This window comes from Streptomyces spinoverrucosus, from assembly GCF_015712165.1.
GTDB lineage: Bacteria > Actinomycetota > Actinomycetes > Streptomycetales > Streptomycetaceae > Streptomyces > Streptomyces spinoverrucosus_A.
Genome location: NZ_JADPZX010000002.1, coordinates 300,168 through 326,835, shown reverse-complemented (window position 1 = coordinate 326,835; position 26,668 = coordinate 300,168). Strand labels below are relative to the sequence as shown.

General features: G+C 71.4%; 29 protein-coding genes. 16 read left to right on the top strand and 13 right to left on the bottom strand.

Features of this window, described 5'->3' with window-relative positions; all coding sequences use genetic code 11:
* Window positions 1–208: 208 nt before the first annotated feature.
* Window positions 209–847, top strand: a complete 639-nt coding sequence (locus I2W78_RS36805; protein WP_374222748.1) for a DUF6214 family protein — start codon at window positions 209–211, stop codon at window positions 845–847.
* A gap of 16 nt (window positions 848–863) precedes the next feature.
* Here the strand turns inward: I2W78_RS36805 and I2W78_RS36800 are convergent, their stop codons facing one another.
* Window positions 864–1,511, bottom strand: coding sequence for a DUF305 domain-containing protein (locus I2W78_RS36800; RefSeq protein WP_196465078.1), 648 nt, complete (start codon window positions 1,509–1,511; stop codon window positions 864–866).
* 96 nt (window positions 1,512–1,607) lie between these two features.
* Here I2W78_RS36800 and I2W78_RS36795 point away from each other — a divergent pair, with 96 nt between their 5' ends.
* Window positions 1,608–3,122 (top strand): LVIVD repeat-containing protein, encoded by a 1,515-nt coding sequence (locus tag I2W78_RS36795; RefSeq protein WP_196465077.1) that lies wholly within the window; start codon window positions 1,608–1,610, stop codon window positions 3,120–3,122.
* Here the strand turns inward: I2W78_RS36795 and I2W78_RS36790 are convergent.
* The 5 genes from I2W78_RS36790 to I2W78_RS36770 form a co-directional block, all read right to left on the bottom strand.
* Window positions 3,098–3,865 (bottom strand): TetR/AcrR family transcriptional regulator, encoded by a 768-nt coding sequence (locus I2W78_RS36790; RefSeq protein WP_196465076.1) that lies wholly within the window; start codon window positions 3,863–3,865, stop codon window positions 3,098–3,100. The genes I2W78_RS36795 and I2W78_RS36790 overlap by 25 nt on opposite strands.
* A gap of 188 nt (window positions 3,866–4,053) precedes the next feature.
* Window positions 4,054–4,743, bottom strand: a complete 690-nt coding sequence (locus I2W78_RS36785) for an HAD family hydrolase (protein WP_196465075.1) — start codon at window positions 4,741–4,743, stop codon at window positions 4,054–4,056.
* An 80-nt stretch (window positions 4,744–4,823) separates the two neighbouring features.
* The gene (locus tag I2W78_RS36780) at window positions 4,824–5,495 is read right to left on the bottom strand and encodes a phosphatase PAP2 family protein (RefSeq protein WP_196465074.1); all 672 of its coding nucleotides are present in this window, start codon (window positions 5,493–5,495) and stop codon (window positions 4,824–4,826) included.
* Window positions 5,496–5,608: 113 nt separating this feature from the next.
* Window positions 5,609–6,544, bottom strand: coding sequence for a M56 family metallopeptidase (locus I2W78_RS36775; protein ID WP_196465073.1), 936 nt, complete (start codon window positions 6,542–6,544; stop codon window positions 5,609–5,611).
* 103 nt (window positions 6,545–6,647) lie between these two features.
* Window positions 6,648–7,202 carry a DUF5134 domain-containing protein gene (locus I2W78_RS36770; RefSeq protein WP_196465072.1) on the bottom strand — a complete coding sequence of 185 codons (555 nt, stop codon included), beginning with the start codon at window positions 7,200–7,202 and terminating at the stop codon, window positions 6,648–6,650.
* Window positions 7,203–7,389: 187 nt separating this feature from the next.
* Between I2W78_RS36770 and I2W78_RS36765 the strand changes: the two genes are divergently transcribed.
* Both I2W78_RS36765 and I2W78_RS36760 read left to right on the top strand, forming a co-directional pair.
* A complete protein-coding gene (locus I2W78_RS36765) occupies window positions 7,390–9,063 on the top strand; it encodes an FUSC family protein (protein WP_196465071.1) in 1,674 nt (557 codons plus the stop codon).
* Between the two features lie 596 nt (window positions 9,064–9,659).
* A complete protein-coding gene (locus tag I2W78_RS36760) occupies window positions 9,660–10,121 on the top strand; it encodes a MarR family winged helix-turn-helix transcriptional regulator (protein WP_307784035.1) in 462 nt (153 codons plus the stop codon).
* A 21-nt stretch (window positions 10,122–10,142) separates the two neighbouring features.
* Here I2W78_RS36760 and I2W78_RS36755 read toward each other — a convergent pair whose 3' ends face one another.
* Window positions 10,143–11,195, bottom strand: coding sequence for an aldo/keto reductase (locus I2W78_RS36755; protein WP_196465070.1), 1,053 nt, complete (start codon window positions 11,193–11,195; stop codon window positions 10,143–10,145).
* 88 nt (window positions 11,196–11,283) lie between these two features.
* A complete protein-coding gene (locus I2W78_RS36750; protein ID WP_196465069.1) occupies window positions 11,284–12,048 on the bottom strand; it encodes a VOC family protein in 765 nt (254 codons plus the stop codon).
* A gap of 166 nt (window positions 12,049–12,214) precedes the next feature.
* On the opposite strand from I2W78_RS36750, the gene I2W78_RS36745 reads away from it, so the two are divergent.
* Entirely contained in the window at window positions 12,215–13,129 is a 915-nt protein-coding gene (locus I2W78_RS36745; protein WP_196465068.1) for a GNAT family N-acetyltransferase, read from the top strand.
* A 9-nt stretch (window positions 13,130–13,138) separates the two neighbouring features.
* On the opposite strand, the gene I2W78_RS36740 is transcribed toward I2W78_RS36745, so the two are convergent.
* Window positions 13,139–13,531, bottom strand: coding sequence for a VOC family protein (locus tag I2W78_RS36740; RefSeq protein ID WP_196465067.1), 393 nt, complete (start codon window positions 13,529–13,531; stop codon window positions 13,139–13,141).
* Between the two features lie 73 nt (window positions 13,532–13,604).
* Between I2W78_RS36740 and I2W78_RS36735 the strand changes: the two genes are divergently transcribed.
* Entirely contained in the window at window positions 13,605–14,147 is a 543-nt protein-coding gene (locus I2W78_RS36735; RefSeq protein WP_196465066.1) for a GNAT family N-acetyltransferase, read from the top strand.
* A gap of 3 nt (window positions 14,148–14,150) precedes the next feature.
* Here I2W78_RS36735 and I2W78_RS36730 read toward each other — a convergent pair whose 3' ends face one another.
* Window positions 14,151–14,834 (bottom strand): glycerophosphodiester phosphodiesterase, encoded by a 684-nt coding sequence (locus I2W78_RS36730; RefSeq protein WP_196465065.1) that lies wholly within the window; start codon window positions 14,832–14,834, stop codon window positions 14,151–14,153.
* A 248-nt stretch (window positions 14,835–15,082) separates the two neighbouring features.
* Between I2W78_RS36730 and I2W78_RS36725 the strand changes: the two genes are divergently transcribed.
* The 6 genes from I2W78_RS36725 (at window position 15,083) to I2W78_RS36700 (ending at window position 20,941) form a co-directional block, all read left to right on the top strand.
* Window positions 15,083–16,480 (top strand): DUF6421 family protein, encoded by a 1,398-nt coding sequence (locus tag I2W78_RS36725; protein ID WP_196465064.1) that lies wholly within the window; start codon window positions 15,083–15,085, stop codon window positions 16,478–16,480.
* Window positions 16,481–16,518: 38 nt separating this feature from the next.
* Window positions 16,519–17,268, top strand: coding sequence for an SDR family NAD(P)-dependent oxidoreductase (locus I2W78_RS36720; RefSeq protein ID WP_196465223.1), 750 nt, complete (start codon window positions 16,519–16,521; stop codon window positions 17,266–17,268).
* A complete protein-coding gene (locus tag I2W78_RS36715) occupies window positions 17,265–18,335 on the top strand; it encodes a threonine aldolase family protein (protein ID WP_196465063.1) in 1,071 nt (356 codons plus the stop codon). Before I2W78_RS36720 ends, I2W78_RS36715 begins: the two co-directional genes overlap by 4 nt.
* Before the next feature lie 82 nt (window positions 18,336–18,417).
* On the top strand, window positions 18,418–18,990 hold the full coding sequence (locus tag I2W78_RS36710) for a transglutaminase domain-containing protein (protein ID WP_196465062.1): 573 nt from the start codon (window positions 18,418–18,420) through the stop codon (window positions 18,988–18,990).
* 13 nt (window positions 18,991–19,003) lie between these two features.
* Window positions 19,004–19,714 carry a B3/B4 domain-containing protein gene (locus I2W78_RS36705; protein ID WP_196465061.1) on the top strand — a complete coding sequence of 237 codons (711 nt, stop codon included), beginning with the start codon at window positions 19,004–19,006 and terminating at the stop codon, window positions 19,712–19,714.
* 27 nt (window positions 19,715–19,741) lie between these two features.
* Window positions 19,742–20,941, top strand: a complete 1,200-nt coding sequence (locus I2W78_RS36700) for a hypothetical protein (protein WP_196465060.1) — start codon at window positions 19,742–19,744, stop codon at window positions 20,939–20,941.
* A gap of 27 nt (window positions 20,942–20,968) precedes the next feature.
* Here I2W78_RS36700 and I2W78_RS36695 read toward each other — a convergent pair whose 3' ends face one another.
* The 3 genes from I2W78_RS36695 to I2W78_RS36685 form a co-directional block, all read right to left on the bottom strand.
* On the bottom strand, window positions 20,969–21,997 hold the full coding sequence (locus tag I2W78_RS36695) for a hypothetical protein (RefSeq protein ID WP_196465059.1): 1,029 nt from the start codon (window positions 21,995–21,997) through the stop codon (window positions 20,969–20,971).
* A 125-nt stretch (window positions 21,998–22,122) separates the two neighbouring features.
* A complete protein-coding gene (locus I2W78_RS36690) occupies window positions 22,123–22,851 on the bottom strand; it encodes a lysophospholipid acyltransferase family protein (protein ID WP_196465058.1) in 729 nt (242 codons plus the stop codon).
* A 187-nt stretch (window positions 22,852–23,038) separates the two neighbouring features.
* Window positions 23,039–23,455: a DUF4395 domain-containing protein gene (locus I2W78_RS36685; RefSeq protein ID WP_196465057.1), complete on the bottom strand. Its 417-nt coding sequence runs from the start codon at window positions 23,453–23,455 to the stop codon at window positions 23,039–23,041.
* A gap of 106 nt (window positions 23,456–23,561) precedes the next feature.
* Here I2W78_RS36685 and I2W78_RS36680 point away from each other — a divergent pair, with 106 nt between their 5' ends.
* The 4 genes from I2W78_RS36680 (at window position 23,562) to I2W78_RS36665 (ending at window position 26,642) form a co-directional block, all read left to right on the top strand.
* Window positions 23,562–23,909 carry a thioredoxin family protein gene (locus I2W78_RS36680; RefSeq protein ID WP_196465056.1) on the top strand — a complete coding sequence of 116 codons (348 nt, stop codon included), beginning with the start codon at window positions 23,562–23,564 and terminating at the stop codon, window positions 23,907–23,909.
* Window positions 23,910–24,105: 196 nt separating this feature from the next.
* Window positions 24,106–24,624, top strand: a complete 519-nt coding sequence (locus tag I2W78_RS36675; RefSeq protein ID WP_196465055.1) for a flavin reductase family protein — start codon at window positions 24,106–24,108, stop codon at window positions 24,622–24,624.
* A gap of 208 nt (window positions 24,625–24,832) precedes the next feature.
* Entirely contained in the window at window positions 24,833–25,618 is a 786-nt protein-coding gene (locus I2W78_RS36670) for an electron transfer flavoprotein subunit beta/FixA family protein (RefSeq protein ID WP_196465054.1), read from the top strand.
* Between the two features lie 61 nt (window positions 25,619–25,679).
* Window positions 25,680–26,642, top strand: coding sequence for an electron transfer flavoprotein subunit alpha/FixB family protein (locus I2W78_RS36665; RefSeq protein ID WP_196465053.1), 963 nt, complete (start codon window positions 25,680–25,682; stop codon window positions 26,640–26,642).
* Window positions 26,643–26,668: the final 26 nt, after the last annotated feature.

Genomic DNA, 26,668 nt, shown 5'->3' with positions numbered 1-26,668 from the left:
TGGGTCACCGGGGATCGTCCGGTGCATCACAGGAGGTCGCTGATGGCTCCAGCATTGCACCGCCGGGGCTCCGCTGACAGGGTGCCGGGCGCAGAACGGGACGCGTGTCCCTCCGAATGGAGTGTGATCATGGGGTTACGTTCCGTGTGTGCTAGAAGCATCCTTGCTTAATCTTTCTGATCGCCGTCCCGAGGACGGCGCCGTGTCCGTGTGGCACGCGTGGGAAGTGCGGGAGGACGACCGGGCGACGGCGTGGTTCCAGGTGCGGCTGGCTTTCGCCGACGGAGCCACGGTCGACGCGCTCGCCGTCGCGGCGGCCGGCTCCGTACGCATCGAGGACGTCCAGGCGCGGCCCGCGCTGTCGCTGGCCGATCTGGCGGTGCTGGCCGAGTGGATCGAGGGTCCGCTGTTCGAGGCTTGCGGGGTGGCGGGGGAGTCCTGCGGGGAGCCGGGGCCCAACGAGGTCTGTGAAGCGTATGACGCGATCTGTGACCCGTGTGAGGCGTATGGTTATGACGCGGTCCGTGACGCGCAGGAAGCGTATGACGGGATCTGTGAACCGTACTCCGGGGCCTGTGAACCGTACTCCGGGGCCTGTGAACCGTCCGCCGGGGCCTGTGAATCGTATGACGACCCGGTAGGTGCCCGGCGTGCCCGGTCCGCCTGGCCGCGAGGCATCGAGGGGCGGCGGCTGGTCGCGCAGGAGTACCGTGCCGCGCAGGCGGAGGGCGTCGACCCGGTCCTCGCGGTGATGTGCGCGACCGGGCGCAGCCGCCGCCGGTCGCTGCGGCTGATCGCGCAGGCCCGGGACGCCGGCTTTCTGACCCCGCGTCACGCACGCCGCTGACCGGGCCGGTCGCCGCTCACAGCATCCCGCGCATCCGCGTGATCTCGCTGGTCTGCTGGGCGATCACATCGTCGGCCAATTCCTCGATCCGAACGTTGTTGCCCTGCGCCTTCACCTCCGCGGCCATCGTGATCCCACCCTCGTGATGAGTGATCATCAGTGTGAGGAAGAGCTGGTCGAAGGCCTCTCCCCGCGCCGCCCGCAGCTTGCCCAACTGTGCCTCGGTCGCCATGCCCGGCATCGCGGCATGGTCGTGACCGCCGCCCTCCTCGGTCTTCCCGTGCTCCTTCAGCCAGCTGCGCATCACCTCGATCTCCGGTCGCTGCGCGGCCTCGATCCGCTCGGCCACCTTCTTCACCTGCGACGACTCGGCGTGGTCCGGGGCGAGTTCGGTCATCTGAAGCGCCTGTGCGTGATGCTCGATCATCATCCGCGTGAAGTCGACGTCGGCGGAGTTGGGGGAGTCGTCGTCCGGCCGCTGCTTCGCCGCGTCCTCGGCGGACAGGGTCCGGTTGGCCTCGCCGGGTGCGCCGGGCACGATCACCGACGGGCCGCTCGCCCCGTCCGGCTCGCCGTCCGTGCCGGAGTCGCAGGCCGTGAGCCCCAGGACGGCCAGCGCGGTCAGCGAGACCGTGATGCCCAACGCCCGTGCGAAAACCTGCATTACATCTCGGCTTCCCTCTTTTGATCTGTGCATGGCCAAGACGATACTGCTCAGGTCCGTGAACCGTTCCTGACGAACGGAAGAAGGGTAGGCGCAGTGATCCTGTCGAAAGATCCTCGAACGCGGCTCAGACGTCTCGGCGTTGCCACCGCAGCCGCCGGACTCCTGGCCGCACTGCTGACGGCTCATCCGGCGAGCGCGATCCCCGACCCGGGCGACGCCCCGTCGACCGGTCAGGAGGTCTCGCGCAGCACTCAGGCCGAGGTGCGCGAGGCGCTGGAATCGGGGGAGATACCCGGCAAGGACGAGATCGTCCACTCCGCCAACATCGAGCACCTCACCAACATCCCCAAGGACGTACTGCCCGGCACCAACTCGGACCTCGCCTTCCAGGGCCGATACGCCTTCGCCGGCAACTACGACGGCTTCCGCATCTTCGACATCAGCAACCCGAGGGCACCGAAGACCGTCGCCCAAGTGCTGTGCCCCGGCTCGCAGAACGACATCTCCGTCTCCGGCGACCTGCTGTTCCTGTCCACCGACTCCTCGCGCAGCGACAGCAGTTGCAGCAGCACCACGCAGCCGGTGACCGAGAAGTCCTCCTGGGAGGGCATGAAGGTCTTCGACATCAGCGACAAGCGCAACCCCCGGTACGTCGCCGCCGTCGAGACCGCCTGCGGCTCGCACACCCACACGCTGGTGCCCGAGCGCCGCAACGTCTACATCTACGTCTCCTCGTACTCGCCGAACGCCGCCTACCCCGACTGCCAGCCGCCGCACGACGGCATCTCGGTCATCAAGGTGCCGCGGCACGCCCCCGAGAAGGCCGCCGTGGTGGGCTTCCCGGTGCTCTTCCCGGGTGAAGGCCCCGACGGCGGCGGCAACCCGGGCGGACCCACCAACCCGGGTGTCTCCAAGACCACCGGCTGCCACGACATCACCGTGCTGCCCTCGAAGGACCTGGCCGCGGGCGCCTGCATGGGCGACGGCATCCTGTTCTCCATCAAGGACCCGGAGCGCCCGAAGGTCATCGACCGGGTGCAGGACAACGTCAACTTCGCCTTCTGGCACTCGGCGACCTTCAACCTGAAGGCCAACAAGGTCGTCTTCACCGACGAGCTCGGCGGTGGCGGCGCGGCCGTCTGCAACGCGGAGATCGGCCCGAACCGGGGCGCCGACGGCATCTACGACATCGTCGGCAAGGGCGACAAGCGCAAGCTCGTCTTCCGCAGCTACTACAAGATCCCCCGGCACCAGGCGGACACCGAGAACTGCGTCGCCCACAACGGCTCGATGATCCCGGTCAGGGGCAGGGACATCATGGTCCAGGCCTGGTACCAGGGCGGTGTCTCGGTCTGGGACTTCACCGACTCCGCGCGCCCCAGGGAGATCGCCTACTTCGAGCGCGGCCCGCTGAGCACCGAGAGCCTCTCGAGTGGCGGGTCCTGGTCGGCGTACTACTACAACGGCTACATCTACTCGAACGACATGGCGAAGGGCTTCGACGTCCTGAAGCTCGACGACCGGCGCACGGATCCCGCGCGGTGGGTCAAGCTGCGTGAGCTCAACGTGCAGACGCAGCCGGACTACTTCGGCTTCGACGACGACTGATCATCGACGGGCGGCACGGGCGCACCCGGCGTGCCAGCCGCTTCGGTCGCTACCGCCGCTTCGGTGGTTCCGGTCGCTTGGGCCGCTCCAGTCGCTCCAGTCGCGAAGAAGCGGGACACATCCGTGTCCCATGTCCCGCCGGGCGCTTCGGTGTCCGGCGGGACCCCCAGCTCCCAGTCGAGGCGGTAGCGCCGGAACAGCTCGGCGCGCAGGGGAGCGATCGGCATCCCCACGTTCGGCAGCACCATCGCGTAGACCGAGCCCATGAGCAGCGCGCGCAGCATCGGATAGTCGGTGCCGGTGTCGGACGAGCCGTGCCGGGCCACGGTGTCGCGCAGCAGTTCCGCCAGCCGCTGCTGCTCCGGGCACTGCACAAAACCCTCGGTGTCCAGCAGCCCGGCCATGTGCTGACGCATCAGCACGGTCCGGTCCCGGGCCAGCCCCAGGATCGCGTCGATGGCCCGCGCCATCCGCTCCCGGCCGTCCTCGGTGCGCGGCTCGCGCTCCAGCGCCTCCTCCAGGGTGCGGTGCATCAGCCGGTGCACGGCCGACTGCACCAGCTGGCGCTTGCCCGGGAAGTAGTACGACACCAGTCCGCGCGCCGATCCGGCCCGGTCCGCGATGTCCCCGAGCGTCGTCGCCTCGTATCCCCGCTCGCTCACCAGCTCGACCGCCGCCTGCAGAAGCCGCTCCCGGGAGCGCCGCCGCAACTCTTGATTGACCGAGGCGCTACGGGGGGTCATGCTGTAACTCCTGCGTTGACTGGCTGCCAGCCAACTATACTCAACGCGTCCGGACCGGCCCATGAGCGGCCGGTGCCGGTGGTGCCGTCCTGCCCCGGGCGACGCGGGGGATCGTCCGGGGTGGGCGGTGGTCTTGCGAGATCAGCGCACCGGCCGAGCCGGGATCGGCGCACCGAGCAGAGCGGGGATCAGCGCACCAGGCCCAGCACCGGGCGCAGCCCGTCCGGCCGCCGGTCGGCCGGCAGATGGTCCACGAAGTGCACCGCGCAGCCCAGCGCCGCCGCGCCGCCGTCGGCCCGCCGGTCGTCCCCCACCATCAGCACCTCCCGCGGGTCGGCGCCGAGCTCGGCGCAGGCGGCCGCGAACAGTCGCGGGTCCGGTTTGCGGATGCCGTGCTCGTACGACAGGACGTACGTGTCCACGTACTCGTCGAGCCCGTGCGCGCGGAAGACCGGGCGCGGATCCCAGCCGATGTTGCTGACCACGCCGACGCCGATCCCGCGTTCACGCAGCGCGCCCAGCACCTCGGCGGCGTCCGGGTACGGCGTCCACGCGTCCGGTGACATGTGGCGCTCGTAGAGGGCGTCGTGCAGCCTTGGGTCGGGCAGCGGAACTTGGCGCGAGAGGCCGGTGTAGGCGGCCCGGTGCTCCTCGGGGGTCCGGTCGCGGACCTCCCACAGCTCGGCGAGTTCGGCGGGGACGTGCTGCGGGGCCGCCCCGCCGGGCAGCGCGCCCGCCGCCTCCAGTGCCTGCGCCGCCTTGGTGAACTCGGGTTCGGTCAGGACGACTTCGGCCTTGGTGAGGACGCCGCGCAGCCAGGCCTCGGTGGACTCGACCCGGAAGAGGGTTCCGGAGAAGTCGAACAGAACGGCGGTCATGCGGTGATCCTATGGGCCGACCCGCCACGCCGTCCGAGGAACGGTGCCACACCAACCGGCCCTGACGCACGGCCCTGCGGTCAGGGATGCCAACGCTTGTGGGCCGTCACCGCCAGGGCCACCACCATCGCCCCGAGCAGCCAGCCGGCGACCACGTCCGTCGGCCAGTGCACGCCGAGCCACACCCGGGTCAGGCCGACGCCGGCCACCGACACCAGGGCGACAGCAAGGGCCGCACGGAACAGGGTGCGGCCGGCGCGACAGTGGTGCAGGAGCCACAGCAGCAGGCCCAGGACCACCGTGGCCGTCATGGCGTGGCCGGACGGGAAGGCCGCGTAATGGGCCGAGTCGACGGGGTCGGGCCAGACGGGCCGTTCACGGCCGACCGCGGCCTTCATGGCCTGCTGCACGCAGGTGCTCACCGCCACGGTGACCGCCAGCCACGCCGCCGTCCACCACGCCGAGCGCCGCCACACCAGCCACAGCACGACACCCGCGCACAGGACGCGCATCGTCTGCGGATCCCACACCCAGTCCGTGAGCACCCGGCACACCTGTGTGAGCCCGGACTCCTCGACCGCCCAGCGGTGGGTGGTCCGGGAGAGCACGCGGTCCAGGACGATCACCGGCCCCCACTCGGCGGCGACCAGGACGAGAAGCAGCAGCGAGATCGACGCCAGCGCGATCCCGGCACGGAGAGTTGTGTGACGGACGGATGGGCGGGGCGGGGAATCGACGGACGGTTGGTGCATGGTGCGATCTTTGCCGACGCTTGGGGCGGGAGGCCAATGACCGAGGGTAACTGGGGCGCAGGAAGGCTTGATCTGAGCGCTGCAGGCGCCGGCCGCGGCACCGGGACGCGCGGCTACCCCAGCGCCCGCAACCCCGGCACGAACGCCACCAGCAGCGGCACCACCGGCACCATGGCCGCCGTCGCCGTCAGGCGCAGCCGGTGGGCCGCGGTGAGGCGGGCCGGGGGAGTGAGCAGGCGGTGCACCCGCTGGGGCACGTCCGCGTGCGGGGCCGGGCCGGGGCCGAACAGGCCCCGGTCCTCGTTGAGTTCCACCAGCGCCAGGGCGGTGGTGAGGCGGCCGAAGCGGCGGGAGGCCACGTCGTCCGCGGCGAGTTCCACCAGCCGGTGCATCTCGTCACGGAACGCGGCGAACACCCGCACCTGCGGGAACCCGCCCGCGAGCGCGGCCGAGCAGTGCAGCAGCCAGTCGTGCCGGGCCCGCGCGTGGCCCTGCTCGTGTGCCAGGACGGCGTCCAGTTGCCGCCCCTTCAGGCGGCGCAGCGCGGCCGTGGTGATGACGAGTCGGGGCGCCGTGCCGGGCAGCCACCAGGCGTCCGGCCGCTCACCCTCCAGGACCACGAGCCGCCCGTCGGCGGGTTCCTCGCCGGGCAGCAGCGGGGCGCGGACGAGGAGTTCGGCCCGCCGTCGCCGACACAGCGCGCGGGCTCGTACGACCTCCCGGACCAGCATCGCCGCGCTCCACACCGCGCCGCAGGCGAGCGACACCGCGGTCGCCGCCGCCCAGGGGACCGCCGCACCCAGCGCATACGCCTCGACGACCGCGCTCGGCGCGGGTGCGAACACATGGCCGCGCACGGCCTGCCAGGCCGCCGCCGCGCTGAGCGTCATCGACAGTGCGCAGCACAGCAGGACGCCCGCCACCACGCACTGCCAGGCCCACAGCGCCACCACCGGTTCGCGGTCCGGCCAGTCGGCCCGGGCGAGCAGCCGCGGGGCCAGGACGGCGGTCAGGGCGCCGAGCAGCAGGAGTGCGGCGGGGACCATCATGGGAACAGCCTATGAGCGGCAGGCTACTGAGAGGTACGGCTCCTTCCGGCAAGTGACGCATGCCACGGTTTCGCTCACAACCTGGCTGTGCACGGAGTGAGTCTCAGAGCGTGATGAGCATCGCGACCATGGCGATGCCCATCGACAGTCGGCAGGCCCGCGCCAGTTCGGGCCGGTCGCTCCACCCGGTGGCCGATGGGCCGCCCGCCACGGCGGGCACCGGGATCAGTCTGGCTCCGCCCAGCAGGACGTATCCGGTGAAGTACAGCAGCAGCGCGCCTGTCAGCAGCGGGTGTCCGGAGCCGCCGTGCCCGTGTCCCTGGGCGGCGGCCGGGGCGTCGGCCATCGCCCACGCCATGTAGACCATGGCCGAGGCGCCCACCGAGTGGTGCAGGTGGTGTGTGCCGGTGCGCGCCGTCCACAGGGCGCGCAGGGCCGCCCCACCGAAGACGACCGCGTAGACGGGCCAGGCCCACTGCGGTGGCGTGTACACCGCCGCCGGTACGGCCATCGCGGCCATGCCGAAACCCATCAGCGCCTCGTCCCCCGCCGAACGGCGCTGCTCCTCGACCCCGCTGCGCAGGCGCAGCAGGCAGTAGGTGCCGGTCGCCACGCACAGCGCGACCAGCAGCCAGCCCGACGCGGCCGGTCCGTGCATCCGCACCTCCCCGCTCGACGGTCGGTTCCAGGGATGCCCGGTTCATGAGGGATGCCCGGTTGATAGGGACCCCGCTCGATAGGGATGCCCGGTTCATGCGGCGCGCACGCGAGCGCAAGGGTGTACGCGGGGAGCGCTCGACAGAGCGCATTCGTTTTACGAGTAAAACACTTGCTAACATATTTCCATGAGCAGTGCGCCCCCCGCCCCTCCGACCCCGCGTGTGCGCCGGCTCCCGGTCGCCGGTGTGCTGCGCGTGGGCCGACCCTCCGAGATCTGGTTCAAGCCCGCGCTGAGCGTGGTGGTCGCGCTCGCTCCGCCCAACCTGACCCTGCTCACCATGGACCGCCTCGACCTGGCCATGTACACGATGGCCGGCTCCCTGTGCGCCCTGTACGCCCATAATCGTCCGTACGCCGCCCGGGCCCGGGCTCTGGCGTGGGTGGTGCTCGGCATGCTCGGCGGCCTCGCCACCGCGCTGGTCACGGCCTCGCTCACCACCAACGCCGTCGTGCTGGTCACCGTCGGCGCGCTGCTGGCGGCCGTCCAGAAGGCGCTGTGCGACGCCGCCCGGATCGGCCCGCCCGGCAACGTCGTCCTCACCTTCGTCAGCTCCGCCGCGCTGTTCGCCCCGCAGTCCCTGGACCAGGTGCCCGGACACCTGGCGCTGGGTATCGCCGCCGGCGCGTGGGCCTGGCTCGTCGGCATGGCCCCGGGCCTGGTCCGCCCGCACGGCCCCGAGCGCCGCGCCACCGCACAGGCCCTGAACGCCGCCGCCGCGTACGCCGAGACGCGCGGCACCGTCGAAGGGCACGCCAGGGCCCGCGCCGCCGCGGCCGCCGCCGTGCAGGCGGCCTGGCAGTCACTGCTGTCCGCCGGGGCCCGCTCCACGACCCGACGTGCCCTGCGCGCCCTCGTCGTCCGCGCCGAGGTCGCCCTCGCCGCGCCCGCCGACACCGATCCCGCACGGCTGCGCGCCTGGGCCCGAGACCTGCGCGGCACCCGGCCCGTGCCGTACGCGGGCGACCCCGACGCCGACGAACTGCTCGGCGTGGACGTCGAACTGGCCGCACCGCACCGGCCGTTGCGGCGCGCCCTCAGGTCCCTCGGCCCGATCGCCGTCCGTACCGCCCTCGGCTGTGCCCTCGCCGGATACGCCTCCCTGGCGCTCGGCATCGGCCGCCCGTACTGGGCGCTGGTCACCGCGGCCGCCCTCTACCAGGCCAACATCACGCTCACCTGGAGCCGGGGCATTCAGCGCGTCGTCGGCAACCTCGCCGGGGTGCTCGTCTTCGCCGCCCTCACCCCACTCGCCCACCTCGGCCAGGCGGCGCTCGTGCTGTGCTGCCTCGCCTGCAGTTTCGGCGCCGAGGCGCTGGTCAGCCGCAACTACTGGCTCGGCAGCGTGTGCGTCACGCCGATGGCGCTGCTCATCACCGAGTTCACAGGCTTCCAGGAGCCGAGGGTGCTGATCACGGAACGGGTCGTGGACACCTTCGTCGGCGCGCTCGTCGGCTTCGTCGCCGCCGTCGCCGTCACCAACCGGAGTGCGGGCGCTCGCCTCGAACACGCCCTGACCGCCGCCGAACGGGCCCGCGAGCGCACGGCCCGCCTGCTGGCCGAGCCGCAGCCCGCCGCCGACGCGCTGGAAGCCGCCCGCCGCACGCTCGCCGCCGCTCTCGTCGACCTGCGTGCCACCGCCGACGCCGCGTCCGGCGAGTGGTGGCAGCGGGCCCTGCCCCAGGAGCGGGTCGTCCACGCCGAACAGGCAGGACACCGTACGCTCGCGGCGACGGTACGACGCCAGGGGCTGCTCCTGGACGGGGACACGGGCAGGACGACGGAGGACGCACGGCCATGACGGGGACGAACGGGCGCGGGTCCGATGGGGGAGATGCGGCGGGGCGGCATGACGCAACCGGGGACGCGGATCCCGCGGGTGACGCGCGCCACCCTGGCGACGCGCGTCAGCCCGGCGGCACCGGTCGCCGTGGCAGCGACGCGCGTCACCCTGGCGACATCGGCCGCCGTGGCAGCGACCGCCGTAACAGCGACCGCCGTGAGAGCGACGTGGGCCGCTCTGGCGACGCGGTCCAGCCCGGCGACGCGGTAGAGCCCGGAGACTCGCGCCACCCCGGCGGCATCGGCGGCCGTGACAGCGACGTGGGCCGCCCTGGCGACTTGCGTCACCCCGGCGGCACCGGTCGCCGTGACAGCGATGCGCGTCACCCTGGCGACGTCGGCCGCCGTGACAGCGACGCGCGTCACCCTGGCGAGATCAGCCGCCGTGACAGCGACGTGGGCCGCACTGGCGACGCGCGTCAGCCCGGCGACGCACGTCACCCCGGCGACATCGGCCGTCGTGACAGCGACGCGCGCCACCCCGGCGACTCGCGCCACCCCGGCCTCACCGGCCGCCGTGACACCGTCGCCGTTGTCGTCCGGCAGTGGCAGGCCGTGCATCCCGATCTCGACACTGGGCCCATGGAGATCATCGGCCGGGTCAACCGCTGTGCCGCGCTCCTCCAGCAGGCCGAGGACGCCCCACTGCGCCGGGCCGGGCTCAGTCGGCCGGAGTTCGACCTGCTCGCCGCGCTGCGCCGTACCGGGCACGAGCTGACCCCCAGCGAACTGGCCCGCGAGACCTTCTCCTCCGGTGCCGCCGTCACCAAACGCCTCAAGCAGCTCACCGAACGCGCTCTGGTCGAGCGGCGCGGCGACCACCGTGACCGGCGCGTCGCCCACGTCCGGCTCACGGACCCCGGACGGGACCTCGTCGACACCGTCCTGCCCGAGCAGCTCGCCTACGAAAGCGCCGTGCTGTCCGGACTCGACGGGCCGCAGCAGGGCGAACTCGCCGCCCTGCTGGGGGAGTTGCTCGACCAGCTGGAGGGGCGCCTGGGCGCGCTGCGGGGCTGAGTCTCCGGATGCCTCGCGTGGTCACAGCACGTCGTGCGCCGTCCGCCGATACGTGGAGCGCCGGTCGTCGATCTCGCTCCAGCGGTCGCCGTAGATGTTCCGGGTGATGCCCGGCTCGCGGACGAAGTCGTGCGGGAAGCCCAGCGCCGGCGCGCTCACCTCGTCGAGGCGCGCCACGGCGTCCGGGTCGAGCCGGACGTCGACCGCCCCGAGATTGTCGGCGAGCTGGCTCTCCTTGGTGGCGGCGATGATGGGGACGACGTTGCCGGGCCGCCCGAGCAGCCAGGCCAGCGCCACCTGCGCCGGGCTCCAGCCGCCCTGCTCGGCGATCTCCAGGACCGCCGTCACGACGGCCTCCTCGCGCGAGTCGAGCGTGTCGCCGGTGACGTCCAGCCGCCCCGCCTCGCCGCGCCGGTACTTTCCGGTCAGCTTCCCCGCCCCGAGCGGCCCCCATGCCAGCACGGCCAGGTCGAACGCCCGCGCCTGCGGCAGCAGTTCCCGCTCGGGCGTCCGCTCCAGCAGGCTGTAGCGCAGCTGCGACCCCGCGAACGCCGTCCAGCCCCGCAACTGGGCCAGCGTGTTGGCCTGCGCGATCTCCCAGGCCGGCCAGTCCGAGACGCCGACGTACAGCACCTTGCCGGTCCGGACCAGGTCGTCCAGCGCCCGCATCACCTCGTCGACCGGGGTGAAGTTGTCGCGCGCGTGCACCCACAGCACGTCGAGGCGGTCGGTGCGCAGCCGCTCCAGGCTGGCCTCGACCGACTGCACCAGGTTCTTGCGGTGGTTGCCCGCGGCGTTGACGTCACCGTCGCGGGTGCCGCACGTGTACTTGCTGGCCAGCACGAACTCGTCGCGCCGCCCCTGAAGCAGGCCGCCGAGGATGCGCTCCGAGCTGCCGTCCGTGTAGTTGTTGGCGGTGTCGACGAAGTTGCCGCCCGCGTCCGCGTAGGCGTTCACGATCCGCGCGCTGGTGTCCTGGTCGGCGCCCCAGCCCCAGTCGTCGCCGATGGTCATCGCGCCGAGGCTCAGCTCGCTCACGCGCAGACCGGTCTTGCCGAACAGTGTGTAACGCACGGTGCGTTCCCCTTCGGAACGTCGGGCAGGTCGTGCCCACGACGCTAGGAGCTGGAGCGCACTCCAGCGCAAACCCCGGCCGCGCGCCTCAGCCCTCGTCACCCGCGAGGTAGACACCGAAGACCGCACCCTGCGGGTCGCGCAGGACCGCGATGCGCGGGCCCTCCGGCACGGACGTGGGTTCCATCAGGGCCGTCCCGCCCGCCCCGGTCGCCGTGGCGGTGGTGGCGTCGACGTCGTCCACCGCGAAGTACGGCAGCCAGTGCGGCGGCACCTCGGGCGGGAACTTGTCGTCCATGGTCATCATGCCGCCGAAGTCCTGGCCGGCCAGGCCCCACTGGGTGTAGTGCTCCGAGGCGTTGACGGTCCAGCCGAAGACGGTCGTGTAGAAGTCGCGCGCGCGTGCGGGCTCCCGGGTGAGCAGTTCCACCCAGCCCAGCGCGCCGGGCGCGTTGAACAGTCCCGCCCCCTCGAAGGCCCGTGGCTGCCACAGCGTGAAGGCGGCGCCGGCCGGGTCGGTGGCCACCGCGAAGCGGCCCATGTCGAACACGTCCATCGGTCCCATCAGCACGGTCCCGCCGGCCGCCGTCACCTGCTGCGCGGTCTCGTCGGCGTCCCGGACGGCGAACGACACGGTCCACGCGACGGGCTGCCCCTCCTGGTACAGCGGCGTCAGCGCGGCCACCGCCGCGTCGCCCAGGTGCGCGAGCGTGTAACCGCCCGCCTCCTGACGCGGGTCGGTCTCGGACCGCCAGCCGAACAGCTCTGCGTAGAACCGCTTGGCCGCGTCCATGTCACTCGTGCCCAGTTCGACCCAGCAGGGGCCGCCGACCACCGGCTTGGCGAGCTTCATCCGACGTTCCTTCCGCAGCGAGAACCTCCACCAGCACGCTAGCCCCGCCCACTGACAGCGGCCATCCGGAAACCTGCTCGCGCCCGGCGCCGCCGCCGACGTACGATCGCCCCGTACCGCACCGCATGGCGGCCTCCAGACGATTTCCCCTGCCCGGAGGTTCCGCATGTCCGCGCCCCAGGTGCGCCCCTTCCGCCGCGACGACCGCGACCAGCTCACCGAACTGGTCAACGCGCATGTCGCCGCCGTCGTCCCTGGTGTCTCGGTCTCCGTCAACACCGTGCTCAGCGCGCTGGAGCGGGAGCCCGACGAGTTCGTCACCGACCCGTGGGTGAGCGAGCGGGTCACACTCGTCGCCGAGCAGCGTGGTTCCGTCGTCGCGGCCGCCCATCTGCTGCGCTACCGCGCCGACGCCGAGGTCGGCGAGCACTACCGCGACGCCGGTGAGATCCGCTGGTTCGTGTGCGCCCCGCCGGCCTCGTTCCGGCCGGACACCGAGCGGGCCGCCGACCTGCTGACACAGGCCTGCCTGGCACAGCTGGCCCGCTGGCGGGTCCGGGTGCGCTACGCCGACGGCACGCTGCCGGCCCCGGCCGTGTACGGCCTGCCCCGGCCCTGGCCGCACGTCCGGTCCGTCTACGAGCGTGCCGGGTTCCGCCACACCGGCCACACGGAGGTGCTGCTCATCGCCCGCGTCGCCGACCTGCCCCGGCCCGAACCCCGGCCAGGTGTGACGTACGAGCGCACGCTGGGGGAGTGCGGCACCCGCTGGACGGCGTACGACGAGGGGCGCGCCGTCGGTTTCGTCGAGGTGGACACGGCACTGGCCCGGCCCGAACGGCACGTCCGGGCCGGTGGTCTCGCGGACGTCGGCAACCTGCACGTCGAGCCGTCCCGCCGGGCGGAGCGCTGGGAGCGCCGGCTGCTCGCCCAGGCCGCCGACTGGCTCCGGCTGTGCGGCGCGGACCGCGTGCTCGCCTACGAGGCGGCCGAGGACCGTACGGCGATCGACCGGCTCACCGAGGCGGGCTTCCGTGAGCTGACCCGCACCGACCGCGGCTGGGAGCACCGCCCGGCGTGAGGTGCGCTGTCAGATGCCCGGCCGGTACCGGATCGGATGATCGGCGGGAACCTCCACCAGCACGATCGGCACACCGTCCGGATCCGCGATCCACATCTCGATCAGCCCCCACGGCTCACGGACCGGCGGCCGTACGATCTCCACGCCCTTGCCCCGCAGTTCGTCGTGCGCGGCGGACACGTCGTCGACCTGAAGCCACAACCGTACGGCCGGGGACGGCGGGGACTCGGAGCGGCCGGAGAGTTCCAGGTGGCCGCCGCCGATGAAGTACACGGTGCCGCGGTCCGGCCCCGTGCCGAACTCGCGGTAGACGGCGAGGCCGAGTTGCTCGCCGTAGAAGTCGCGGGACCGCTCGGGGTCGGTGGGGCGCAGCAGGATCCGGCCGCTCAGTACGTGCACCATGCACCCGGAGCCTAGTGGCAGGGTTACCCTCGTCGATGCCCGAGCCGCGCCGGACAATCGGAGAGACACCCTCATGGACAGTGCCACCGCCCACGGACTGACCTTCCGCGACGCCACCGACGCCGACGTGGACACGCTGGTCGCACTGATCGAGTCGGCGTACCGGGGCGACTCCAGCCGGGCGGGGTGGACCACCGAGGCGGACATCCTTGAGGGGCAGCGGACCGATCCCGAGGGTGTCCTGGAGGTCATCAAGGCGCCGGACAGCAGGCTGCTGACCGTGGAGCGGGACGGCACCGTCGTCGCCTGCTGCCAGCTCGAACACCGCGCCGACCACGCCTACTTCGGCATGTTCGCGGTCAGCCCCCTGCTCCAGGGCTCCGGCCTCGGCAAGGTGATCATCGCGGAGGCGGAGCGGCAGGTCCGCGACACCTGGGATGCCCGGGAGATGCACATGACCGTGATCTCCGTGCGCGAGGACCTCATCGCCTGGTACGAACGGCGCGGCTACCGCCGTACGGGACGGATGACCCCGTTCCCGTACGGCGACGAGCGGTTCGGCATTCCGCAGCGCGCCGACCTGCAGTTCGAACTGCTGGTCAAGGAGCTGGCGTAGGCCCTACGCCGTGAACCGGCCGGTGCGTTTGATCTCCGGGTGGTCGGTCGTCGCGCCGTCCAGCTCCAGCGCTCGTACGAGACGCAGGTGCTCCTGCGTGTTCACCACCCAGCCGATGATCCGCAGGCCCGCCTCGCGCGCGTGCTCCACGGTCTCCAGGGTGAGCCTGCGGACGTTGAGGCAGACCGTCGCCGCTCCGGCCTCGACGGCTCGCTCCACGATGTCGGTGCCGTAGCGACTGGCGATCAGCGCGGTGCGGACGCCGGGCACCAGCCGGGCGATCTCGGCGATCGCCGCGTCGTGGAACGAGGACACCTCGACCCGGCCGGACAGATCCCGCTCGCGCATCACCTCGGCCAGCGCCCGTGCCGCCCGCACGTCCTTGATCTCGGCCTGCAGCGGCGCCCGGACCGCGTCCAGGACCTCCTCGAACACCGGGACCCGCTCGCCCCGGCCCGCGTCCAGGGTGCGCAGCTCGGCGAGAGTCTTCTCGGCGATCGGCCCGGAGCCGTCCGTCGTACGGTCCACGTCGGTGTCGTGCATGACGACGAGTGCGCCGTCCTTGCTCAGATGGAGGTCGAGCTCGATCGCGTCGAGACCGGCCTCCTGAGCGGCGACGAAGGACCGGAGGGTGTTCTCGGGCTCGACGCCCATGACTCCGCGGTGACCGATGGTGAGGAAGTTCAAGGTTCGACTCGCTTCCGTCGACGTCGGCGGTGGTGGGGCCGCGGCCCCTTGTGGACCGTATCGCGTGGGGCCGTGCCGGGCAGAGGGTGACGACGGAGCGATGTGGCTTCGTGCTCGCCGTGTCCGACAGGAAAAAGTGCGGTGAAGGTAGGGGTGGCGCAGAATAATTTCCCGAGGGTCCTCTTGCTGGGTGAAACCTGGTGTGTATACGGTCTCCTTACGCGAGGTTCTCCCGTGGAGGATGGGACATGACGGAAATTCTTGTGCAGGTGGGCGCGGAGGGGAAGGTTCCTTCGGTGAGCAGGGTGGTCGAGCACCCGGCGTGGCCCGTGCTCAAGGATGCCGTGGAGCAGATCCGGCCATGGCAGTCCAACGACGGATCGATCGACTTCGAGGCCGAGGGCGCCCCCGCCCCGGCGCAGGCCGAGCTCGCCGTAGGGCGTGTCGTCGACGCCGTGCGGGAACTGTCCCCGCTCCTGCCCCACGACGCCGCCTACCACACGGCCCTCGTGCGGGACCTGCGCCGCTGGGCCGACGACGGCTTCAAGGTGCCCGACTTCCTGGACTCGCTGCTCGCCTTCCAGCCCGCCGCCAACCGGCGGGACGGCCTGCAGCACCTGGTCGTCTTCCCGATGTACACGCAGAACGGCAACCCGGACCGCAACCTCGAAGCGGTCGTGCTGCGCATGGTCTGGCCCGACTGGCTGGCCGAGCTGGAGCGCACCCGCTACGACAACCCGCTGTTCTGCGGCATCACCTTCGAGGACTTCACGGCCGGCTACGACACCAACTCCGCGGTGCTCTTCCCCGAGACCATCGCCGTGCGCCAGGCCCCCGAGCGCTTCTCCTGGGGCGGCATCTTCTGCGACCGCGAGGCCGCCCGCTTCCGCCGGGTCACCGAGGCCGCCGTCGACCTGCTGGGCCTCGACCTGCCCGAGGACATCGCCGCCATGGTCCACGACCAGAAGCGCTGCGAAGAGGCCTTCGTGCTGTGGGACATGGTCCACGACCGCACTCACAGCCACGGCGACCTGCCGTTCGACCCGTTCATGATCAAGCAGCGCCAGCCGTTCTGGATGTACGGCCTGGAGGAGCTGCGCTGCGACCTCACCGCCTTCAAGGAGGCCGTGAAGCTGGCCGGCGAGGGCGTTCCGCAGGCCCGTGACGTGCAGTACGCGGTGCTGTTCGACCGCATGTTCCGCTTCCCGGTCACCGGCGAGCGGGTCCGCAACTACGACGGCCTGGGCGGCCAGCTGCTCTTCGCCTACCTGCACAAGCACGACGTCGTCCGGTGGACCGACAACAAGCTGTCCATCGACTGGGAGCGCGCGCCGCAGATCACCAACCAGTTGTGCGCCGAGATCGAGAAGCTCTACCGGGACGGCATCGACCGCCCCAAGCTCGTGCACTGGTTCGCCGGGTACGAGCTGGTCTCCACCTACCTCGCCCCGCACCCGGGCTCCAGGTGGGCCAAGGGCCCCGACGCCCTGGACCTGACCCTGCCGCCGCGCAAGCTCGTCGATGACGTGCTTCCGGACGAGTTTCCGCTGAGCATGTTCTATGAAGCGCTGTCCAAGAAACTCAAGAACGTGATCGCCTCGACCAAGGGCATCACGGCGGACAACGCACAGCGGGTCGCCGCGTGAGCGACCGCACCGACAACGTCGCTCAGGAGGCGAGGAACATGGCGGGCAACGGGGCTCTCAGTGGTGCGGTGATCGCGGTGGCCGGCGCGGGCGGACCCGCCGGCCGGGCGACGCTGCTGCGGCTGGCCGAGGCGGGCGCGATCGTCGTCGGCTCCGACAACGACCCGGAGCGACTGGCGGAGGCCGTGGACGCGGCCAGCTACGCACACGGTGGCGCCACCGTCGTCGGTGACACCGTCGACCTGCTCGACCGGCAGGCCGCCCAGGACTGGGCGAACCGCGTCGAGAAGGAGTTCGGACGCGTCGACGGCCTGGTCCACCTGGTCGGCGGCTGGCGCGGCAGCGAGACCTTCACCAAGACCCGGCTCGACGACTGGGACCTGCTGGAACTGCTGCTGGTGAAGACCGTGCAGCACACCTCCCTCGCCTTCCACGAGGCGCTCCAGCGCAGCGACCGCGGCCGCTACGTCCTGATCAGCGCCGCCGGCGCCAGCAAGCCCACCGCCGGCAACGCCGCGTACGCCGCCGCGAAGGCCGCCGCCGAGGCGTGGACGCTGGCCCTGGCCGACTACTTCACCAAGGCCGGGGGCGAGCAGGGGCCGAGCGCGGCGGCTGCGATCCTGGTCGTGAAGGCACTGGTGCACGACGCCATGCGGGCCGAGCGACCCAACGCGAAGTTCGCGGGCTTCACCGACGTCAAGGACCTGGCGGAGGCCATCGCCGGTGTCTGGGACAAGCCCGCCGCCGAAGTGAACGGACAACGTCTGTGGCTGACCGAGAAGCCGTGAACCCCCCGAAGACCGACGCGCGTCGCCATCACGACCCCGAGGTCCGCGGTTTCGCCAGTGACAACTACGCGGGGGCCCACCCCGAGGTGCTCGCCGCCCTGGCCCTGGCCAACGGCGGGCACCAGGTCGCGTACGGCGAGGACGCGTACACCGAGAACCTCCAGCGGATCGTCCGCAGCCACTTCGGCGCCACGGCGGAGGCGTTCCCGGTGTTCAACGGCACCGGCGCCAACGTCATCGCCCTGCAAGCGGTCACCGACCGCTGGGGCGCGGTGATCTGCGCCGAGAGCGCGCACATCAACGTCGACGAGGGCGGCGCCCCCGAGCGGATGGGTGGCCTGAAGCTGCTCACCGTACCCACACCGGACGGCAAGCTCACCCCCGAGCTGATCGACCGGCAGGCCTGGGGCTGGGACGACGAGCACCGCGCGATGCCGCAGGTCGTCTCCATAGCCCAGGCCACCGAGCTGGGCACGGTCTACACAGCGGACGAGATCCGCGCGATCTGCGAGCACGCCCACGCGCACGGGATGAAGGTCCACCTGGACGGCTCCCGCATCGCGAATGCGGCCGCCTCCCTGGACGTCCCCCTGCGGACCTTCACCAACGCGGTCGGCGTCGACATCCTCTCCCTGGGCGGCACCAAGAACGGCGCCCTGTTCGGTGAGGCGGTCGTCGTCGTCAACCAGGACGCCGTCAGCCACATGAAGCATCTGCGCAAGCTGTCCATGCAGCTCGCCTCCAAGATGCGCTTCGTGTCGGTGCAACTGGAGGCCCTGCTCGCCAGGGACCTGTGGCTGCGCAACGCCCGCCACTCCAACGAGATGGCCCAGCGCCTCGCCGAGGGCGTCCGCGCCGTGCACGGCGTGGAGATCCTCTATCCGGTGCAGGCCAACGCGGTCTTCGCGCGGCTGCCGCACGACGTGAGCGAGCGCCTGCAGAAGCGGTTCCGTTTCTACTTCTGGGACGAGGCCGCGGGTGATGTGCGCTGGATGTGCTCCTTCGACACGACGGAGGAGGACGTGGACGCGTTCGTCGCGGCGCTCAAGGAGGAGATGGCGCGGTAAGCCGGGCCCGCTAGTGCATAGATATGCGGTCACCTGAAAAGTCATTGACTCTCGGGTGATCGCGTTTCTATGCTCTGCGGGCATGGAGCTGATCCAGGAAACCTCTGACCTGTCCGCCTATTTGGCCGCCGACGAGGTCATCGACCATGGCCATCCACGTGTGCGGGAGACGGCTGACCGGCTCGCGGCGTCGGCTGCCGACTCGTATGACTATGCGCGTAGGGCGTTCGAGTTCGTGCGGGATGCCATTCCGCACTCCCAGGACTCCGGCGACCTCCGCGTCACCTGGCGCGCGTCCGATGTCCTGGAGCTGCGTACGGGGATCTGCTACGCCAAGGCGCACGCGCTGGCCGCGCTGCTGCGGGCCGAGGACATCCCGACCGCCCTGTGCTATCAGAGGTTCGACGTGGTGCACGGACTGGTCGCCGTGCGCTTCAACGGCGCCTGGCACCGACAGGACCCGCGCGGTAACAAGCCGGGGGTGGACGCGCAGTTCTCCCTGGACGGCGAACGCCTGGCCTTCACGCCCGACCCGAAGTCCAATGAGCTGGACTATCCGGTCCTGTATGCTGTACCTCATCCAGTGGTACTGAAGGCCCTCAAGGCCGCCCCCGACCGGCCGCACCTCTGGCAGCACCTACCCACCGCACTCTGAGGCAAGGCGGACCATGACTCTCACGCTGACCGTGTCCGACGAGGTGCGCGCACTCGCACCCGGCTTCACGCACATCGCCGTCGAAGCACACGGACTCGTCAACGGGCCCAGCACGGCGGACAGTTCGGCCCTCCTCGACGACTCGGCCCGCCGTCTCGCCGTACGCCTGGACGGGCGCGGTCCGCACGAGGATCCGCACATGGCCGCCTGGCGCGAGGTGTACACGGCGTTCGGTTCGAAGCCGTCGCGCACCCGCAACTCGGCGGAGGCGCTGGCCAGACGAGCCCTCACGGACGCCGGTCTGCCCCGGATCAACGTCCTCGTCGACGTCTACAACGCCGTCAGTGTCGCCCATCTGATCCCGGTCGGCGGCGAGGACATCGACCGCATCGAGGGCGGGATGCGGCTGGTGCGGGCCACCGGCGACGAGGCCTTCGTCACCGTCGCCGGCGGCGAGGAGGTCGTCGAGCACCCCGACACCGGCGAGGTGGTGTGGCGCGACGAGGCAGGGGTGACCTGCCGCCGCTGGAACTGGCGCCAGGGCCCGCGCACCCGGCTCACCGAGGAGACCGTCTCCGGCATCTTCCTGCTGGAGACCATGGCCCCGATGCCGGTCGCCGAGGCCGAGGAGGCGGCGGCCGAACTCGCCGCCTTGCTGGAGAAGTTCAGCCCCGGCGCCAGGATCACGGTGCACGATCCGGTGCCGACCCCGCCACGGGGTTGATCCGCCGCAGTCGCTAATCTGCCCGGCATGCGTGATGGGGGAGCCGTACAGGACGGCGGGGTCGTGGGTGAGGACCGGGTCGAGCGGAGCGGGGGACGGTTCGGCCCGCTGAGAAAGCACTGGCTGCTCACCTCGGCCGTGGCACTGGCGCTGCTCGCCACGGCGACGGCGGTGCCGCTGGTCCTCGCCGGCTCCGGCTCCGGTGAGGACGCGCCCTGCCAGGAGATCCCGGCCTCGACCCGCGCCCTCGCCACGGACCCGGCCGCCGCCACCCGCGCGCTCGACCCCGGCGACGACATGTCCCGCTACCCGGCCGTGCGCAGGCTCATCCGGCACGAGAATCCGTGCGGCGACGGTGCCGAGGTGCTCGGCGACGTGGTGGTGGCCGCGACTGTGGCTGCCCGCCGCGGCACTCCCCACACCATCGCCCAGGCCCGCGGCGCGTACGCGGTCGTCGCGGCGATGGAGTGGGCCGACGTACCCAGGGCGATGGCGCCCGGCGTGGCCCGTATGCTGGCCGACTACGTCGTGGACGAGGCCCGCTACCTGTCCACCGATCGTGAGGCCGCCGCCCCGGCCGTCACTGCCGAGCAGTCGGCACCGGACCGGCGCGGCTTCACCGAGTACGGCCGCTTCCTCGCGCCCGGTGAGGCACACGCCGACTTCGAGTACGCCGACCAACTCGCGGGGGCGACGGCCAAAACGGAACACCTCGTCGGTGAACTGGTCAAGGATCCCGAGGCATTCGCGATCCTCTACGACGCCGAGCGCGCCTACTTCGCGCACTACTTGGAGCGGCTCACCCAGCAGGGCGGCGACCCCGACTGGCAGCCCGACGAACGGCCCGAGGAGTGGTACTCGTCGACCGCCACCACCTGGCCCGACAACGACCTGAAAGACATCGCCAAGCGGATCGGCGCCCTCATGCAGCACCGCGCCGAGCACACGAGGGAGGGCGACATCGCCGACCTCGACGCCTTCGACGAGGCCGTACGGCGGCACACCCGCGGCTCCTACCGACCCGCCGCACGGCAGCTGACCACCCGCCCGCCGATGGGTGACATCGCCGACCGAGCGGTGTCCGGGCCCGTGCGCGGGGACCTGATGGACGGCCGGCACCAGCTGTTCACCGCGCTGGACGCCTGGGCGACGGCACGGCGGGTGCCCGAGAAGCGGGCGAAGACCATGCGTCAGATCATCGACAACGCGTACGTACGGGGGGTCTGACTCACGAGCTGAGCTGCCTGCCCCCGGTCAGCCGTTCACGCGCAGGCCGGAGCAGTCCCGCCGCCGCATCTGGTCCCGGGCGAAGGTCTCCAGCAGCTCCCGCTGCTCGGCCCGGCGCACACCGGGGATCTCGTCGGATCCGCCGACGGCGAAGTTGGCGGCCTCGCCGGCGCAGCGGGCGGTCGCCGTCATCGGCCGGGGGCGGCCGTCGTCGTCGGTCGTGAGGCGGTTGCTCCAGTCGCCGTACCATGCGACGAACGTCAGGGAGTGCTCGCCCTCGCCGTCCCCGGTCCACGTGTCCCGCGCGGACAGCCGGCAACGGCCCGTCGGAGCAGCGTCGTTCATCCCGTCCGCCACCCGCCACGTGCCCGGACGCGGCAGCCCGGCCCGCGTCGCCCACCCGCAGCCCGTGTCGCCGGCCTCGTCGAGCGCCACCGTCCTCGGGTCGTCCTCGGGTTGCACGAGCCCGGTGTCGGTCTTCGGCGCCTTCAGCGGCTCGGCGCCGCACCCCAGCTCGTCGGAGGCGGAGTTGACGAGGGCCACCGCGGTCTCGTGGACGGCCGGATGGCCGAACAGGGCGTCCTGGCCGAACTGCGCCCGCACCAGCAGCTTGCGCTGCCGCCCGTCGTCGTCCGTGCCCAGCTCCGGGCACGGCACCAGGAACTGCACCCAGCCGAAGTGGTCGATGAAACCGGGCAGCCCCTTCGGCAGCGGCGCCTGCCAGCTGAAACCCTCCTCCCTGAAGGTCGACATGAACTCCCGGTCCTGCTGATCCCGCCCGGTCGAGGCGCTCATCCGCAGCAGCAGATCGCTGTTGATCTCGTTGCCCTCGAAGGTGAGCGAGCACCGGTACTCGCCGAGCTCCTCGTACGTTGCCGACTCGGCGTCCTTGAAGTGCGAGCCCTTGGCCGCAAGCTGCCGTACGGCGTCGCCGGGCAGTGCTCCGGAGCAGGCGCTGCGCACCAGCTGCCAGTCCTCGACCCAGGGCGCGGCGATCCAGCCGCCGATCCCGAGCACGACCGCACTCCACACCGAAACCTTGATCCAGCGCCGCATCGATCCGCCCCCGTAGCGAAGTCAGCAGCCGGGTCCACAGGCACCGCGTACGGTCGCGGACTCCGGCTCTCCGGTTTGTCGCCCGGACCTTATCGACCGCCGTGCGGCAGACGGTTGGCGGGGTGTCAGCGGGCCTCGGCCTCGCGGACCTGTTCCGGGGTGGGGGCCGTGCCGCCGAGGTGGGCGGGGAGCCACCAGGCGTCGTCCGTGCCGCGGGGGCGGCCTGGGTAGGCGCGCTGGGCCGCGTCCAGCAGCTCCTGGACGCGCTCGCGCAGGCGGCGGGTGATGGCGCCCGCGTACTGGTCGCGGGGGGCGTCGACCGCCTCGCCGACCCGGATCGTGACCGGGATGTGGCTGCGCTTGAAGTTGCGCGGGTGGCCCTTGGTCCACAACCGCTGCGTGCCCCACACGGCCATCGGGATCAGCGGAACGCCCGCCTCCTGGGCCAGGCGCGCCGCACCCGACTTGAAGCTCTTCAGGGTGAACGACTGCGAGATCGTGGCCTCCGGGAACACGCCGACGATCTCGCCCGAGCGCAGCGAGTCCAGGGCGTGCTGATAGGCCGCCTCGCCCTGCTTGCGGTCCACCGGGATGTGCCGCATGCCCCGCATCAGCGGACCGGAGATCCGGTGCCGGAAGACGGACTCCTTCGCCATGAAGCGCACCAGACGCTTCTGGGGCAGAGCGGCCAGGCCGTTGAAGACGAAGTCCAGATAGCTGATGTGATTGCTCACCAGCACTGCGCCGCCCGAGCGCGGGATGTTCTCCGACCCCTTGCAGTCGATCTTCAGGTCCCACACCTTGAACAAGGTCTGCGCGAGACCGACGACGGGACGGTAGACGAGTTCTGCCATGGGCGGGGTGGACCCTTCCTGCTCTGCCTGGGAAGGGACTCCCGGCGGACAAGTTACGTAGCCGTAGGTTTACGGCATCTCGCAGATCGTGCCCCAAGAACGGGCGGGGAGCCAGTCCTGGTGCCCGGCCAAGGCGAGATCCTCGTCACTTCGGCGTACAGGTCCACCTCGTCCTTTTACGGCCCCTTTACTCGGTGCGTACGGTGACCTGCTGGGCGAGCAGGTACATCTCGCACGCCACGCAGAACCCCAACGCCGCGTTGAGGAGGGCGGCGACGAGCGCTGCCCCGGCCGCCACCACACCCAGCCAGACCGGCCCCAGCGTGTAGCCGACCAGGCCGACACCCGCGAACACCAGCCCCACCGCCTGCGCGAACCGCGACGGTTCGGGCGCATCGAACTCCGGCGCCGGCCCGATCCGGGGACGTACGAACCTCTGGAACGCCCAGCCGTACGGCGAATGGCCCACACCGCCCGCCGCGCCGAGCGCGAACACCAGGGTCTGCCACGCCAGCAGCCATGCGTTCCCGGTGATCAGCACGACCGCCAGGACGACGGTCGTCACGGCCGCCCCGAAGCGCGGTCCCCTCACGTCGATGTCCATGAGCCCAGGATTCCGCAGCGAAAAGGCTCCCGGGAGGCGGGAATCTTTGCGGTCTCGTGAACGCTTCTGCTGGGGATGACGGGAGTTGTGACAGGCCGGGTGGTGTGTGCGCGTGCGTGACGGAGACAGGCGGCTCGGTGCGGCCGAGCTGGGTGGCGAACTGGGTGAGCGCGCCACGCTGGTGCAGTTCTCCAGCGCTTTCTGCGCGCCCTGCCGGGCGACCCGGCGCATCCTCGGCGAGGTGGCCGGCCTGGTCCCCGGCGTCACCCACGTCGAGATCGACGCCGAGGCCCACCTGTCCCTCGTACGCGCACTCGACATCGCCAAGACCCCGACCGTGCTGGTGCTGGACACCGACGGCCGGGTCGTGCGGCGGGCGGTGGGGCAGCCGCGCAAGGCCGATGTGATCGCCGCGCTGGGGCAGGCGGTCCGCGCCGAGAGCTCCGGGGCGTGAGTGCCGGATTCCAGGTCCCGGATGCCGGGACGAACTTGACTGTGCGCGGCATCTATCGTCAGCTTGACCGTATGCCTTCGGAAGTCCTTCTCTTCGGCCGGGTCCACGTCGACCTCGTCCGCACCGCGAGCGCGCGCTGTCCGGGCTGCTGAACAGCCCCGGATCCGCTCGTCGTCTCCCGCAGAAGGTCAACTCCATGACGGCCACCCCCGACCTCGCCGCACCCACCTCCCCGTCAACCCCCGCACCCGACCTGTTCCGTGCCGTCTTCCGGCGGCACGCGGCCGGCGTCGCGGTGATCACCGCGCGGGGTGGCACCGACCCGGTCGGCTTCACCGCCACCTCCCTCACCTCGGTCTCCGCCGAACCGCCCCTGCTCTCCTTCGGGATAGGCACGGGGTCGTCCAGCTGGACGGCGATCTCCCACGCCGACCACGTCGGCGTCCACATACTCGGTGAGCACCAACAGGAGCTGGCAACCACCTTCGCGCGCAGTGGCGCCGACCGGTTCGGCGCGCCCACCGTCTGGCGCGAGGGCCCCGAAGGCGTTCCCGTGCTCGACGGCGTACTGGCCTGGCTGGTGTGCAAGGTGCACGCGCGCGTGCCCGCGGGTGATCACCGTCTCGTGCTCGCGGAGGTCGTCGGTGGCGACCCGGCCGGCTCGGGGCGGCCGCTGCTGTACCACCAGGGGCGTTTCACCGCGTTGCGCGACTGACCGGGCCTGCGGAATCGTCCAGTTCCGGTTACGCTGCGTTGCGAAGGTCACAGTTCAAAGCGCTTGCTTAGCGGGCATGAACTGGATGTACTGACGAGTAATATCTCGTTCGGAGCGCGGGTCGCCCCGACCGGGATCGGCCGCTAGAGGCGCCTATGCTGCCTGCAAGAAGGCAGCCAGAAAATGACGATGCAGTAGGAGAGCCGGCGTGAGCTTGAGGATCGTTGTCACTGTGAAGTACGTGCCCGACGCCACTGGCGACCGGCACTTCGCCGATGACCTGACCGTCGACCGGGACGACGTGGACGGTCTGCTCTCCGAGCTCGACGAGTACGCGGTCGAGCAGGCGCTGCAGATCGCCGAGGACGCCGACGACGCCGAGGTCACCGTCCTGACGGTGGGCCCGGAGGACGCCAAGGACGCGCTGCGCAAGGCCCTTTCGATGGGCGCCGACAAGGCGATCCACGTCGAGGACGACGACATCCACGGCACCGACGCCATCGGCACCTCCCTGGTGCTGGCCAAGGCGATCGAGAAGGCCGGCTACGACCTGGTCATCTCCGGCATGGCCTCCACCGACGGCACCATGGGTGTCGTACCGGCGCTGCTCGCCGAGCGTCTGGGTGTCCCGCAGGTCACCCTGCTGTCCGAGGTCTCCGTCGAGGACGGCACGGTCACGGGCCGCCGTGACGGCGACGCCGCCTCGGAGCAGCTGGAGGCTTCCCTGCCGGCGGTCGTGTCCGTCACCGACCAGTCGGGCGAGGCGCGTTACCCGTCCTTCAAGGGCATCATGGCGGCCAAGAAGAAGCCGGTGGAGTCCTGGGACCTGTCCGACCTCGACATCGAGGCCGAGGAGGTCGGCCTGGACGGCGCCTACACCACGGTCGACGCCGCCGCCGAGCGCCCGGCCCGCACGGCCGGCACGATCGTCAAGGACGAGGGCGAGGGCGGCAAGCAGCTCGCTGAGTTCCTCGCGAGCCAGAAGTTCATCTGAGCCCTGAGCTCGACTTCGCCGACCGCCCCGCACACTTCGCAAGCAGGAGAGAAGAAGTCCCATGGCTGAAGTTCTCGTCTACGTCGACCACGTGGACGGTGCCGTCCGCAAGCCCACCCTGGAGCTGCTGACGCTGGCCCGCCGCATCGGCGAGCCCGTCGCCGTCGCCCTCGGAGGCGGCGCCGCCGACACCGCCGCCACGCTCGCCGAGCACGGCGCCGTGAAGGTCCTCACCCACGAGGCCGCCGAGTACGCCGACTACCTGGTCGTCCCGAAGGTGGACGCCCTGCAGGCCGCCTACGAGGCCGTCTCCCCGGCCGCCGTGCTGGTGCCGTCCTCCGCCGAGGGCAAGGAGATCGCCGCGCGTCTGGCGCTGCGCATCGGCTCCGGCATCATCACCGACGCCATCGACCTGGAGGCCGGCGACGAGGGCCCGGTGGCCACGCAGTCCGTGTTCGCCGCGTCCTTCACCACCAAGTCCCGTATCACCAAGGGCACCCCGGTCATCACGGTCAAGCCGAACTCGGCCGCCGTGGAGGCCGCCCCGGCCGCGGGCGCGGTCGAGGCCCTCGCCGTGACCTTCTCCGACAAGGCCACCGGCACCAAGGTCACCGCGCGCACGCCGCGTGAGTCGACCGGGCGTCCGGAGCTGACCGAGGCCGCGATCGTGGTCTCCGGCGGCCGCGGCGTGGGCGGCGCGGAGAACTTCGCGCTCATCGAGGCGCTGGCCGACTCCCTGGGCGCGGCCGTGGGTGCCTCGCGTGCCGCGGTGGACGCCGGCTGGTACCCGCACACCAACCAGGTCGGCCAGACCGGCAAGTCCGTCTCGCCGCAGCTGTACATCGCCTCCGGCATCTCCGGCGCGATCCAGCACCGTGCCGGTATGCAGACTTCGAAGACCATCGTGGCCGTCAACAAGGACGCCGAGGCCCCGATCTTCGAGCTGGTCGACTACGGCGTCGTCGGCGACCTGTTCGACGTCGTCCCGCAGCTGACCGAGGAGATCAAGTCCCGCAAGGGCTGATCGTCCGCAGCGCGTACGAGGCCCCC

What these genes read in the sequence shown, in the direction of transcription:
- I2W78_RS36800 (WP_196465078.1), bottom strand. Translation starts at nt 1,511, where the DNA reads ATGCAGGTTTTCGCACGGGCGTTGGGCATCACGGTCTCGCTGACCGCG.
- I2W78_RS36790 (WP_196465076.1), bottom strand. Translation starts at nt 3,865, where the DNA reads ATGACCCCCCGTAGCGCCTCGGTCAATCAAGAGTTGCGGCGGCGCTCC.
- I2W78_RS36785 (WP_196465075.1), bottom strand. Translation starts at nt 4,743, where the DNA reads ATGACCGCCGTTCTGTTCGACTTCTCCGGAACCCTCTTCCGGGTCGAG.
- I2W78_RS36780 (WP_196465074.1), bottom strand. Translation starts at nt 5,495, where the DNA reads ATGCACCAACCGTCCGTCGATTCCCCGCCCCGCCCATCCGTCCGTCAC.
- I2W78_RS36775 (WP_196465073.1), bottom strand. Translation starts at nt 6,544, where the DNA reads ATGATGGTCCCCGCCGCACTCCTGCTGCTCGGCGCCCTGACCGCCGTC.
- I2W78_RS36770 (WP_196465072.1), bottom strand. Translation starts at nt 7,202, where the DNA reads ATGCACGGACCGGCCGCGTCGGGCTGGCTGCTGGTCGCGCTGTGCGTG.
- I2W78_RS36765 (WP_196465071.1), top strand. Translation starts at nt 7,390, where the DNA reads ATGAGCAGTGCGCCCCCCGCCCCTCCGACCCCGCGTGTGCGCCGGCTC.
- I2W78_RS36750 (WP_196465069.1), bottom strand. Translation starts at nt 12,048, where the DNA reads ATGAAGCTCGCCAAGCCGGTGGTCGGCGGCCCCTGCTGGGTCGAACTG.
- I2W78_RS36745 (WP_196465068.1), top strand. Translation starts at nt 12,215, where the DNA reads ATGTCCGCGCCCCAGGTGCGCCCCTTCCGCCGCGACGACCGCGACCAG.
- I2W78_RS36740 (WP_196465067.1), bottom strand. Translation starts at nt 13,531, where the DNA reads ATGGTGCACGTACTGAGCGGCCGGATCCTGCTGCGCCCCACCGACCCC.
- I2W78_RS36735 (WP_196465066.1), top strand. Translation starts at nt 13,605, where the DNA reads ATGGACAGTGCCACCGCCCACGGACTGACCTTCCGCGACGCCACCGAC.
- I2W78_RS36725 (WP_196465064.1), top strand. Translation starts at nt 15,083, where the DNA reads ATGACGGAAATTCTTGTGCAGGTGGGCGCGGAGGGGAAGGTTCCTTCG.
- I2W78_RS36720 (WP_196465223.1), top strand. Translation starts at nt 16,519, where the DNA reads ATGGCGGGCAACGGGGCTCTCAGTGGTGCGGTGATCGCGGTGGCCGGC.
- I2W78_RS36710 (WP_196465062.1), top strand. Translation starts at nt 18,418, where the DNA reads ATGGAGCTGATCCAGGAAACCTCTGACCTGTCCGCCTATTTGGCCGCC.
- I2W78_RS36705 (WP_196465061.1), top strand. Translation starts at nt 19,004, where the DNA reads ATGACTCTCACGCTGACCGTGTCCGACGAGGTGCGCGCACTCGCACCC.
- I2W78_RS36700 (WP_196465060.1), top strand. Translation starts at nt 19,742, where the DNA reads ATGCGTGATGGGGGAGCCGTACAGGACGGCGGGGTCGTGGGTGAGGAC.
- I2W78_RS36695 (WP_196465059.1), bottom strand. Translation starts at nt 21,997, where the DNA reads ATGCGGCGCTGGATCAAGGTTTCGGTGTGGAGTGCGGTCGTGCTCGGG.
- I2W78_RS36690 (WP_196465058.1), bottom strand. Translation starts at nt 22,851, where the DNA reads ATGGCAGAACTCGTCTACCGTCCCGTCGTCGGTCTCGCGCAGACCTTG.
- I2W78_RS36685 (WP_196465057.1), bottom strand. Translation starts at nt 23,455, where the DNA reads ATGGACATCGACGTGAGGGGACCGCGCTTCGGGGCGGCCGTGACGACC.
- I2W78_RS36675 (WP_196465055.1), top strand. Translation starts at nt 24,106, where the DNA reads ATGACGGCCACCCCCGACCTCGCCGCACCCACCTCCCCGTCAACCCCC.
- I2W78_RS36665 (WP_196465053.1), top strand. Translation starts at nt 25,680, where the DNA reads ATGGCTGAAGTTCTCGTCTACGTCGACCACGTGGACGGTGCCGTCCGC.